The organism is Mycobacterium sp. Aquia_216, assembly GCF_026723865.1.
Classification (GTDB): Bacteria; Actinomycetota; Actinomycetes; order Mycobacteriales; family Mycobacteriaceae; genus Mycobacterium.
The window spans coordinates 4,510,847-4,523,874 of sequence record NZ_CP113529.1 but is presented as its reverse complement, the minus strand read 5'-3'; the positions used below and the strand labels follow the sequence as shown (position 1 = coordinate 4,523,874).

Here is a 13,028-nt window from a genome sequence, read left to right as displayed (position 1 = left end):
TCGCCCCCGATCGGCGCAGTCGTGCGCGCCCGTCGCCGACGCTCGTCGACGCTTCGTCAAACCGCGCAATTTCGTCGCGTGCCCGACCGAAAACTGCGCGTCTCAGACGAGCCCTAGCCATCGAATGCGTCCACGCTACGCGACGCGTCCCCAGTGTCCGGTGCCAGCAACGCGCCCGCACACGGACTTCACGGCCGCCATGTACCGGACAACTGATTTCTGGGCGATCGGGTTGTCGGGATGCATGATCGCCATTACCGTGCCCTCCCCGTAGCGAAATACATAGATGGTGAGCTGGTACGAATAACGGCCGTCCGGATAGATTCCGATGTTGTTCGCCAGACCCAGGTCGGCCGCGGCCAGAATGGCGTTGAGCGGAGCAGCGCCGCCGTGCAGGAAGTTCGACACCGGAAAGTTTGGCCGTGGCCAGCTCAACCACGGCGCTAATTCCAATACGCGGTAGTAGGGCACCTTCGCCATGTCCAGACCTGAGTCGAAAGAAGCCTGCGCGGCCCATGCGGCGTCGCCGAAAGAGGCCGCTGCTATGGGCACGGTGATCGGAATCAAGCCGGTGAACCAGCCCTGCGTCATGAAATTGTCCGCGGCTGTGCGGGAATCTCTGGGGGTAAGCCCGTAATACGTGAGAGCGCCCGTGAATTCGTGCTCTACCAGGGCCAGGCAGGCGAACAACCCGCCGACGAAGCGCGCGCCGGCCGTCGTGCAGGCAGATTCGAATCGCTCTGTCTGCGCCGCATCCATCAGAAGTTCGGAGGTCATGTCACTGCTGCTCGACTCCAACGGGTTGCCCAGGGGCAATGGGAACTCGGGGAAACTGCCATTGTTGTTCTCGGCGAAGTCAATCCACGCGCGCACCTCGGGCGAATCCACGGTGAGTGTTGACGTGTACTCGCGTTCGCGGGTGCAGAAGTCGTCGAAGCTGCCGGCATCGGGAAGGACCAGCGCCTCGCCGCTTCCGCTCAACGCGGTGTACATACCGTTGGCTTCCATCATCGTGGTGCCGATCAGCGTCGCGTCCCCGTGTACATGATCCATGGCGGCGAAGAATGTGAAGTGGCTCTCACTTTGGACGATCCCGAAGGTGAAGCAACCCCACTCCAGCGGGTTCGGTATGGCCACCACATGAGCGTGTATTTCGTCAACGGTCATCCGGCCGTGATCGATCGGAATGAATTCAATATCGGCGGGATCGCTGAGGGTATGCCTGACGAACTGCCCCCCACCGGTGTGCTCGAACCAACTGCGGAACGTGTCATGTCGACGCAGGTACGCGTTGACGGCATGATCCATGGCAGCGATGTCGCAATTCCCAGGCAACTCACAGGTGGCGATGATCTGCCGGGAAAAGTTCAGGCCAGCGGCCGTACGTTCACAGTAGTTACGGAGATGTTGGCCCTGCATGTAGCTGACCGGCACCGAACTGACCGGCGCCTGCCGAACCTTCTCGCTGGCAGCGGTTGTCGGGTGCCACGACGTGACCGAACCTGGCGTCAACGTCCACTCGTCAAGCGAGCCGACCGTAATCTTCCCGATGCGCAAAACTACGTCCCCCTGGTTTTCTACCGCTCCCGTCAGCGGCGCTGGTGGCGACACCAAGATAACCCGCCCGGCGGTCGCCTCCGCAGAGATGCGCGTCCTACCGCCTACACTCACTGACGGATCCGATGGGCCGTTGTGGTGATCAAACGGCTGGGCGGGGGACGGAGGGCGGCAGCCGCACGGGCTGTCGTTGCGCGACGCGGGTGCTGCAATTGCAGTGCTGGCCTTCGGAAATGATTCTCCGAGCGCAACCGGCTTCCCGTGGGGATCGAATCTTGACCGGCCAAGGGAGGACAAGGGCATGGCATCTGTCGAAGATCTCAGGGAGCCGGCATCGAGTTTTGCGATCGTCGGCTACGCGGCACGCTTTCCGGGCGCTGCGGACGCGGATGAGTTCTGGGATGTGTTGCGGCAAGGCCGGGATGCGATATCCGAGGTGCCGCAGGACCGATGGGACGTCGACGAATTCTTCGACCCGGAACCCGGTGCGCCCGGCAAGGTCGTGACCCGTCGCGCCGGGTTCGTCGACGATGTGACGGGATTCGACGCGCCGTTTTTCGGTATGTCCACGCGCGAGGTCAGGTTGATGGACCCGCAGCATCGGCTACTACTGGAGACGGCATGGCGGGCGGTGGAGCACTCGGGCACCGCGCCAACGGCTCTGGCTAACACCAACACTGGTGTCTTCGTCGGTTTGGCCACCCACGACTACCTGGGAATGGCATCCGACGAGCTGACTTACCCCGAGATCGAAGCCTATATGGCAATCGGGACGTCGAATGCCGCGGCAGCGGGCCGGATCAGCTATCGGTTGGGGCTGCAGGGTCCGTCGGTCGCCGTCGACACGGCCTGCAGCTCGTCGCTGGTGGCGATCCATCAGGCGTGCCAAGCGCTGCGCTTGGGCGAATGTGACCTCGCGCTGGCCGGTGGCGCGAACGTCCTGCTCACCCCGGCGACCATGATCACGTTCTCCAGCGCACACATGCTCGCGCCCGACGGCCGGTGCAAGACATTCGACGCGGCCGCCGACGGCTACGTGCGCGGCGAGGGATGCGGCGTCATCGTCATCAAGCGGCTTGAGGACGCGATCCGCGACGGCGATCGGATCCGGGCCGTGATCCGCGGCAGCGCGATCAACCAGGACGGCGCGTCGGGTGGACTGACCGTGCCGAACGGCGTTGCCCAGCAACGAGTCATCGCCGACGCGCTGAGGCGTGCCGATCTCGAACCCCGCGACGTCGGATACCTGGAAGCACACGGCACCGGGACATCGCTGGGCGATCCCATCGAGGCCCAGGCTGCTGGTGAGGTGCTCGGCGCCGGACGCGAAGCCAGTCAGCCGCTGTTGATGGGCTCGGTGAAGACGAACATCGGACACCTGGAAGCGGCCGCCGGAATCGCGGGTGTGATCAAAGTCATCCTGTCGCTGGAGAACGAGTTGCTGCCGCAGCACCTCCACTTCGAGAACCCGTCGCCCCACATTCCCTGGGATCGACTGGCGGTGCGGGTGGTCGAGGAGGCCACCGCCTGGGAACGCAACGGGCATCCCCGCATCGCGGGAATCAGCTCATTCGGGTTTGCCGGGACAAACGCTCACGTCATCCTCTCCGAAGCGCCCGAGCAAGCGGCGCGGCCCTCCGCGGCACCGGTTGCGCTCGGGCGGCCCAGGGACCGGCGGTTCAGTATTCTTCCGCTCTCGGCCCGGACTCCCGGCGCGCTGGTGGATCTCGCCGACCAGTACCGCAGCTGGCTGAGCGCGCACCCGGAGGCCACCTTGGCCGACGTTTGCTTCACGGCCGGGGCGGGGCGAGCACACCTGCAGCAACGGGCCGCGTTGGTGGTCGACTCGAGAGAATCCGCAATCGAGCTCCTCGGCGCGCTTGCCGATGACCGCCCGGCGCCCGGTCTGGTTCGCGGAGAATCCCACGACACTCCGAAGACGGCGTGGCTGTTCACCGGCCAGGGCAGCCAGTACCCGGGCATGGCCCGGGAGTTGTTCGACACCGAGCCGGTGTTCGCCGAGACGGTGAAGCGTTGCGCCGCAGCGATCGCGGGCGTTCTCGAAAAACCGTTGATTGATCTGATTTTCGATCTGGACAGCCCGCAGAGCGAAGAAACGCTGCGACAGACCTCTTACGCACAGCCCGCCCTGTTCGCGGTGGAGATGGGCTTGGCCCGCCTCTGGCAGTCGTGGGGTTTCGAGCCGGACGTTGTGCTGGGCCACAGCGTCGGCCAGTATTCGGCGGCCTGCGTGGCGGGCGTGTTCAGTCTCGAGGACGGCGCGCTGCTGATGGCCGAACGCGGTCGCCTCTTCGGCAGCCTGCCTGCGGGTGGCCGGATGGTCGCGGTGTTCGCCGCCGCCGAGCGTGTCGAGAGTCTGACCGACGAATTTCCGAGTCTGTCGGTCGCCGCCTACAACGGTGTCAACACCGTATTGTCCGGACCGGCAGGAGATCTGGAAAAGGCGGTGGCCTTGGTGGCGGCCGACGGCGTCCGGTGTGATTGGCTGGACACCAGCCACGCGTTCCACTCGGCATTGCTGGACCCGATCCTCGATGAGTTCGAGTCTTATGCAGGACGGTTCAATTTTGGTGCGCCGCAACGGATTCTGATTGACAATCGCACCGGCGCCGCGCTGGGGCGGAGCGTGAAGCTCGATGGCGCCTATTGGCGCCGTCACGCACGCCAACCGGTTGAGTTCGCCAAGAGCGTGCGCACCCTTGCCGATCTGAATTGCAAACTGCTGGTCGAGATAGGCCCACGGCCGGTGCTCACGGCGGCGGCCCTTGGCGCATGGCCCGACCCGGCCACCGCACCGCGGGTGATCACGTCTCTGCGCCGAAACACCGCCGACCACCGGCAGATCATCGAAGCCGTCGCCGACGCGTATGTCCTGGGTCACCTGCCCGAGTTCACCGCTTTCCGGCACGCGGACGCGCGAAAGCTCGACCTGCCCACCTATCCGTTCGAGCGCCGCCAGTACTGGTTTCGGGACAATCAGGATTCCGTCAGCCAACAACAGCAGCCCTCCGCGCGGACTCAGGCAGTCCGCCTTCTCGAGGACGGCCGCATCGAGGAACTTGCGGCTCTGCTGGACGGTTCAAGCGAAGATCATCACACCCTGCGTGTGCTGACCAAGCTTGCGGCACAACACAACCAACAACGGACAACCCAGTCGATCGTGGACGACCGATACGAGATCCACTGGGAGACATCCACTGCGCCACTGTCCGAAGCCGAATCCGGCGAGGGATCCGCCTGGATTCTGGTCGGCGATGACTCGGCTGCGATCCAGCCCGTGGTCGACGTGCTGACGGCACGTGGCCACCGGCACCAGGTCGTCGGGTTGCCGGTGTCCGACGCGGACACCGAACAGCTCGCGGTCGCGTTGAGCGCTGCGGCGGCCGATGATTCGACACTACGCATCCTGCACGTCGCGGGCCTCGACTCCGAGGCCGAACCATCGATGCGCTCCCTGTTGCGGATGCAACACCGAATCCTCGGTGGAACGCGGCGGCTCTTCCGTGCTGCCATCGCCGCTGAGCTGCGGAGCCCCATCTGGATGGTGACCCGTGGTGCACAACGCGTTACCGATGCGGACACCGTGGCGCCGGACCAGAGTTGCCTGTGGGGATTCGGTCGCGCGGCGTCGCTGGAGCTTCCGTACGTGTGGGGCGGACTGGCGGATCTGGCGGAGGGCACGGCCGACGAGTGGTCTCGGTTGATCGATCGGATCACCACGCCGCGCGCCTCGGCTGCCGTGGAAGACCAAGTGGCGCTGCGTGATCAAGCTGTCTACGTTCCCCGGCTGGTTCGGCGGTCCGGGCAGCCGAGCGGTGCACCGCTGGAATTGCACGCTGAAGCAACGTATCTGGTGACTGGCGGGCTGGGATCGATCGGACTGGAAATCGCCGGCTACCTGGCCGCGCACGGCGCCAAGCATTTGGTGTTGACCAGCCGGCGCGCGCCCAGCGAGGCTGCCCAACGACGTATCGATGCACTTGGCGAACAACACGGCTGCGAATTCCGGGTGCTGAGTGCCGATGTCGCCGATGCCCACGACGTCGCTCGCCTGTTGGGCGCCATCCGGGCCGAGCTACCGCCGTTGGCCGGCATCGTCCATGCGGCGGGTGAAATCGGTACCACGGCCCTGAGCAACCTGGACGACACCGAAGTGGACCGCGTGTTCGCTGGGAAGGTCTGGGGTGCTTGGCATTTGAGTGAAGCAGCGGCTGACCTGCAGCTGGACTTCTTTCTCAGCACCTCCTCGATCGCCTCGGTTTGGGGCGGATTCGGTCAGACCGCCTACAGCGCGGCGAATGCCTTCCTCGACGGGCTGGCCTGGCGCCTGCGTGAGCGGGGCATCTGCGGGATCAGTGTCAATTTCGGCCCCTGGTCGGCGGGCATGGCCGACGCCGAGTCCCGTGCGCGACTGGACCAGCGCGGCGTCCAGACGATGTCGCCCGCCGATGCGCTGGCCGGCCTGGCCGATGTGGTGGCGGCTGTCAAGGCTTCGTCGGCTACTTCGGCGCAGGGTGTCGTGGCCCGAATCGACTGGGCCCGCTTCCTGCCGCTCTACCAGCAAGCCGGCAGGCGGGCCTTCCTGTCGGAGCTGGAGCGTGAGGTGCCCGACGCGGTGCCGGCGGTGGCGCCGTCCGGGAAGACCCATCTGGTCGAGCGGCTCTCCGGTGCTCCGGTGCAGCAGCGCAAGAGACTTCTGACGGACTACCTGCGCGACGCGGTCGCAGAGGTCACGCGCGTCGATGCCGACGAGATCCGGGAGGACGCTGGGTTTTTCGACCTCGGCATGGATTCGCTGATGGCCGTCGAATTGCGGCAGCGCATCGAACAAGGAGTGGGCAAGCAGATACCGGCCACCCTGGCGATGGATCACCCCCGGCTGTCCGACGTGGCCGACTATCTGCTCGGCGAGGTCCTTGGGCTCAGCGAGCAGACATCCGCCAAATCGGGGCCTCGCCCAGTGGTGACGACGCGGACCGACGAAACGATCGCGATCGTCGCGGTGTCGTGCCGCTTCCCCGGCGCACCCGACCCGGAAGCTTTCTGGGAGGTGCTGGCCGGCGGTGTCAATGCGATCCGGGAAGTCCCGGAGGACCGATTCGACATCGACGAGTTCTACGACCCGGATCCAGAGACCGCCGGCAAGACTTACACCCGCTTCGGCGGATTCCTGGATGAGATCGACGGATTCGATCCCGAATTCTTTGGCATTTCCCCGCGGGAGGCCGTCTGGATCGAGCCGCAGCAACGACTGATGCTCGAAATGGCATGGGAGGGTTTGGAACGCGCTGGGTACTCGCCGGTGGCACTGCGCGGCAGCGCAACCGGAATCTTCGTCGGGGTGGCCGCCAACGAGTACGCGCACTTGCTGTCGTCGGAATCGATAGACAAAATCGAACCCCACTTCATCACCGGCAATGCGCTCAATGCGATTTCCGGTCGGGTTGCCTTCGCGCTGGGACTCGAAGGGCCGGCGGTCGCGGTGGACACCGCATGCAGCTCGGCATTGGTGGCCGTCCATCAGGCCTGCCAGGCACTGCACTCCGGCGATTGCGACCTGGCGTTGGCCGGCGGTGTGAACGTCTTGCTGAGCCCGGTGACAGTCGTCGCCGCCTCACGCGCCAGGATGCTTTCGCCCGTCGGGCAATGCAAGACCTTCGACGCCTCCGCTGACGGCTACGTGCGCAGTGAAGGCGCCGGCATTCTCGTGCTCAAGAGGCTGAGCGACGCCGTGCGTGACGGCGATCGTGTTTGCGCGGTAATTCCCGCCAGCTCGGTGAACCAAGACGGTGCTTCCAGCGGTCTGACAGTGCCCAATGGTGGTGCACAGCAACGGCTTATCGGGACAGCGCTGGCTCGCGCGGGTTGGGCAGGCGGCGACGTCGACTACCTCGAAGCCCACGGAACGGGTACACCGCTGGGGGATCCGATCGAGGTGCAGGCGGCCGCCGCCGCCTACGGCGGCTCGCGTGACGCGGACCGGCCGCTGCTGATGGGATCGGTGAAGACCAATATCGGCCACCTCGAGTCGGCTTCCGGGGCAGCGGGTCTGATCAAAGTCGTGTTGTCACTGCAGCACGAATTGCTACCGGAGAGCTTGCACTTCGAGAAGCCGTCGCCACACATCCCGTGGGACTCGCTGCCGGTGCGGGTCGTGGACAAAGCGACTCCGTGGCAGACCAACGGCAGGCCGCGTCGCGCGGGCGTGAGTTCCTTCGGATTCACCGGCACCAACGCACACGTGCTGATCGAGGAGGCGCCGCCGCAACCGGTGCCCACCGATGACGCAGGCTCGGACAGTGATGTCGCGGTGACCACGGAGCAGGACACTCCCGAGCAGCCGGTCAATGTGCTGGCGTTGTCCGCGCGGTCACCGGAAGCACTGATGGCATTGGCGCAGCGGTACGAGGACTGGTTGGAAGCGCGCCCGGACGTCGACCTTGCCGACGTATGCCGCACCGCTGGGGCCGGTCGTTCACATTTCGAATATCGCGCCGCGCTGGTCGTGGATTCGGTCGAGGGAGCGCGTCAGGGACTGGCCGAACTGGCCGCGAACCGCCTGCGACCCGGTGTCGTACGTGGCGAGCATAGGCACCACCCGACGACGGCGTGGCTGTTCACCGGACAGGGTAGCCAGCATCCGGGGATGGCGCGCGAATTGTTCGACACTGAGCCGGTTTTCGCCGAGACCGTCACACGCTGCGCGGACGCGGTCCGCGACATGCTGCCGCGGCCGTTGCTGGAGGTGCTGTTCGCCACCGATCGCGAATCCGGAGAAACGCTGCGGCACACATCGTTTGCCCAGCCAGCGCTATTCGCCATCGAGATGGGCCTGGCCCGCTTATGGCAGTCGTGGGGCATCGAGCCCGACGTGGTGCTGGGGCACAGTGTGGGCCAGTACGCGGCGGCATGTGTGGCCGGTGTCTTCAGCCTCGAGGACGGCGCACGGCTGATGGCCCAGCGCGGCCGGATGTTCGGCAGCCTGCCCGAAGGTGGCCGAATGGTCGCGGTGTTCACCGATGCCAAACATGTCGAAGAGATCGCCGGCGAATTCCCGCGAGTGTCGGTCGGCGCCTACAACGGACCCAATACCGTGCTCTCGGGCCCGGGTGAGGACCTGGAACAGGTAGTCGCCAGGTTCGCCGACGACGGGATCCGCTGCACCTGGCTGGAGACCAGCCACGCTTTCCACTCGGAATTACTGGACCCGGTACTCGATGAATTCGAGTCGTACGCAGCACAGTTGGAGTTCGCTGCCCCGACGTTGCCGCTGGTCTGCAATCGCACCGGTACCGTGTTGACGGCGCAGACCCCGCTCGACGCGGGGTACTGGCGGCGGCATTCCCGCCAGCCGGTGCAGTTCGCCGAAAGTGTGCGCACCGTGGCGGCGCTGGGCTGCTCGGTAGTGATGGAGCTCGGTCCGCAACCGGTGTTGACCGGGGCTGCGGTGCAGGTCTGGCCCGAGCACCTGGCCGCACCGCGGGCGATCGTCTCGCTGCGCAAGGGTGTCAGCGACCGGCGCCAGATCGCCGATGCGTTGGCCGCGGCCTACGTCGGCGGCCATGATCCCGATTTCGCTGCGCTGCAACGCCGGCCCGGTCGCCGACTCGAAATGCCGACCTATCCGTTCCAGCGCCGCCGCTTCTGGCCCAAGACGTCCGGAATCACCGTCGACGGTCCCGCCGTATCCGGAATCCTGGGTAGTGCCAAGGACCTCGCTTCGGGCGACGTCGTCTACACCAGCCGGCTGTCCGTCAAATCGCAGCCGTGGCTTTCCGACCACGTCATCTACGGCACCGTTGTCGTGCCCGGGGCGACCTACGCGGCGATGGCGTTGGCCGCGGTCGGTACCCCGGCGCGGGTGCGCGACGTTTTCTTCTACGAGCCGATCATCTTGCCCGAGAAGAGTTCTCGAGAGGTGCAACTGACATTGCATTCCCTGGAGGACGGCGGTGAGTCGAAGTTCCAGGTGCACAGTCGCCCGTACGGTGACCGCGGCGCCGAATGGTCGTTGAACGCCGAAGGCAGGGTGGTCACCGGCGTCGATGACGGGCCGCTGACCGAGGAGGCCGGGCCGGTCGACGAGGCGATCGAGCGACTGAGCCGCATGCGTCCGCAGGAGTTGTTCGAGACCTTCGCCGACTTGGAGCTGGCGTGGGGGCCGACCTGGTCCGGGTCGCTGAAGTCGTTGTGGCTCGGCGAGGGTGAGGCGATCGGCGACATTATCGTCGGTGAGGAACTCGCCGAACAACTCGGAACCGAGCCGATGCACCCGGTGCTGATGGACCTGTGCACCGGAGTCGCTTTCCCAGCGTTCCCGGCACTTCTCGCCGCCGAACAGGGCGTGAACGATCTGTTCCTGCCGCTGCGGTACGGACAGGTGATGCTTCGGGAGAAGATGCCCCGACGGTTCTACTGCCGCGCGAAGTGGCACACCAGCGGCCTGGACAGCGAAACGCAGGTCTTCGACCTCGATTTCGTCGATCGGGATGGCCGTCACCTGGGTGGAATCCGCGAGTTCACGGTCAAACGTGCACCCCGCGAGGCATTGTTGCGGGGCCTCGGCGGTGACGCCACCCGGCTGCTCTACACCCTTGGTTGGCACGAGGTGCCGCCGCCGGCCACGGACGACGACACCGCGGGCGCGAATGGCACCTGGCTGATCGCCGGCTTCAACGAACTGGCGGCCAACGTGCCGGGCTGCATCCCGTTCGACCGGATGGCCGATCCGGAGTCGTTGGGACAGCTCTTGACTCAGGCTCACCAGCGGGGTCTGCCGTTCTCCGGTGTCGTCTGGCGCGCCACCGCACCGACCGGCGACGAGTCGAGCGCCGATGTCGCCGCACGCCTCGAGACCGAGATCGCCGACCTGCTCAGCGCTGTGCACACCGTACAAGGCGGCGAGGTGAAACTGCCTGGCGGACTGTGGATCGTCACCGAGCGGGCCGTGGCCACCGAATCCGGCGAGCCGGTCGATCCGGTGCAGGCGGCGCTGTGGGGATTCGGGCGCACCACGATCAACGAGGAACCGGCGCTGCGCTGCAAGCTGGTCGACAGCGACGGATCAGAGCAGGCCGTGCAAGCACTTGCCAACCTCTTGACCACACCTGTCGATGAACCGGAATTAGCGCTGCGACAAGGAAAGCTGCTGGCATCCCGGTTGTTGCCGTGGGCGCGCAGCGGTCATCTCACGGTACCGCGCGGGGCCGACTTCGTCCTGGCGCCCACCGAACGCGGTGCGATCGACAACCTGCGGCTGACCGAAAAGGAAGTACCGCCACCGGACGAGGGCTACGTGCAGGTTCGGGTGGAGGCCGCGGGTCTCAACTTCCGGGATGTGCTGAACGTGCTCGGCCTGTACCCGGGTGACCCCGGACCGATCGGCGGGGATTTCGCCGGTACCGTCACGCAATTGGGCACTGGCGTCACCGGACTCGCGGTGGGCCAGCGTGTCTACGGCTTCATGCAGGGTGCATTCTCCAGCCGTTTCAACGTGCCGGAGCAGTTGCTTGCGCCCATTCCCGATGGGGTGAGCGCGGTAGACGCCGCGACCATTCCCGCTGCGGCGTTGACGGTCCGACTCGCGTTCGACTGGGCGCAGGTGCGGCCGGGGGAGCGGGTCCTCATTCACGCCGCCAGCGGTGGCGTCGGGTTGGCCGCGATCCAGATGGCCCAGCAGCAGGGCGCTGTCGTCTTCGCGACGGCCAGCACCTTCAAACGCGCGACGCTGCGCAAGATGGGGGTGAAGTACGTCTACGACTCGCGCACTACGGAATTCGCCGACCAGATCCTGGCTGACACCGACGGTGCCGGCGTCGACGTGGTGCTCAACAGCCTGACGAACGAGGGGTTCCTCGAAGCGACCGTGCGAGCCACCGCCCAGAACGGCCGGTTCGCCGAGATCGCCAAGCGCGATATCTGGACGCCGGAGCAGATGGCGGAGGTCCGACCCGATATCGACTACGAAATCGTGGCGCTGGACACGGTGACCTTCCAAGAGCCCGAGCGTATTCGTGGCTTGCTGACCGAGGTGTCGGAGGGCTTGGCGAAGGGCGAGTGGACGCCACTGCCCGCCGAGATCTATCCGCTGACCGAGGCGAGGGCCGCGTTCCGCCGGATGCAGCAGGCCCGGCACATCGGAAAGATCGTGTGCCAGATTCCGAACCCGTTGCAGCCGCGGCCAGATCGGAGCTATCTGATCACCGGCGGGCTCGGTGCGATCGGCCTGCATACGGCGTCGTATCTGGCCCAACTCGGTGCCGGTGACATCGTGCTGACCAGCCGCCGCGCGCCCGATGCGGATGCGCAGCGGGTGATCGAGGAGATCGCCGAGCGCTACAGGTGCCGCGTCCACACCTACGCGGCCGATGTCGGCAACGAGTCGGAGGTCGCGACGCTGCTGGAGCGCGTTCGCGCCGAATTGGCACCCCTGGCCGGAGTGGTGCATCTGGCCGGCGTGCTCGACGATGCGCTGCTGTCCCAGCAGGACCTGGAGCGATTCCGAACGACGTTGGTGCCCAAGGCGTTCGGTGCCTGCCATTTGGACAGGTTGACGAAGGGGGACGAGCTGGACTTCTTCATCGTGTCCTCTTCGGTCTCCAGCTTGTTCGGTCCACCCGGACAGGCCAACTACGCGACGGCCAATGCGATGCTCGACGGCTTGGTCGCACAGCGAAGAGCGCGAGGCCTGCCGGCCACGGGTGCCAACTTCGGTCCCTGGGCCCAGGGCGGTATGGCCTCGTCGGAGGCCGCGAGCGCCAATATCAGTGCGCAGGGCCTGATTCCGCTGGATCCCTCGGCTGCCCTGAGCGCCCTCGCCGAGGTCGTCGCCAACGGAACCGGTCAGGCCGCCGTCCTCAAGGCCAACTGGCAGCGAGCCGCGAAAGTGCTGGGCAGTTCACGCCCACCGCTTCTCGACCTCGTGTTGCCCAGTGCCGTCGGCGAGGTGACCGGCGACAGTGAGTTGCTCAAGCAGCTGATGGAGATACCGGTGCCGCAGCGCGCCGGGTTCGTGACCGAGTTCCTCCAGCGCGAGGTGCAGAACTTCCTGCGACTGGCGCAACCGCCCGCCGCAACCAGCCGGTTCCTCGACCTGGGTACGGACTCGTTGATGGCGATCGAACTCCGCAACCGGTTGCACAGCCAGTTCGGCGGAAAGTTCACGATCAACGCGACCGCGGTGTTCGACTATCCGACCATCGGGGGCCTCGCGGAGTATCTGGTGGGCCAGCTGTCCGAGTCGGATTCGCCGCAGGAGGAGACGGAAGACTCGCCGCAGGAGGCCACGGAAGATTCGCCGCAGGAGGCGACGGAATCGGTTGCGGCGCCGGAGCCTGCTACGAACGCGTAGGGCGCATGGGGGTCGTCGACGTCGAGTGTGTGCCGAGGGCGTCGACTGCGCGGTGCGGGTCGGACTCGATCGGCGTGTCGCTGCCCTGGACGCACAGTCA

Annotated in this window: 2 protein-coding genes; one reads left to right on the top strand and one right to left on the bottom strand. The window is 66.0% G+C overall.

Annotated features, from left to right (window positions below; translation table 11 throughout):
• Positions 1-135 precede the first annotated feature (135 nt).
• The gene (locus tag OK015_RS21105) at positions 136-1,557 is read right to left on the bottom strand and encodes a condensation domain-containing protein (protein WP_268132962.1); all 1,422 of its coding nucleotides are present in this window, start codon (positions 1,555-1,557) and stop codon (positions 136-138) included.
• Positions 1,558-1,858: 301 nt separating this feature from the next.
• Here OK015_RS21105 and OK015_RS21100 point away from each other — a divergent pair, with 301 nt between their 5' ends.
• A complete protein-coding gene (locus OK015_RS21100; RefSeq protein WP_268125900.1) occupies positions 1,859-12,928 on the top strand; it encodes a type I polyketide synthase in 11,070 nt (3,689 codons plus the stop codon).
• Positions 12,929-13,028: the final 100 nt, after the last annotated feature.

Bases quoted from the DNA above. Each gene is read 5' to 3' on its own strand.
- OK015_RS21100 (WP_268125900.1), top strand. From the start codon at position 1,859: ATGGCATCTGTCGAAGATCTCAGGGAGCCGGCATCGAGTTTTGCGATC.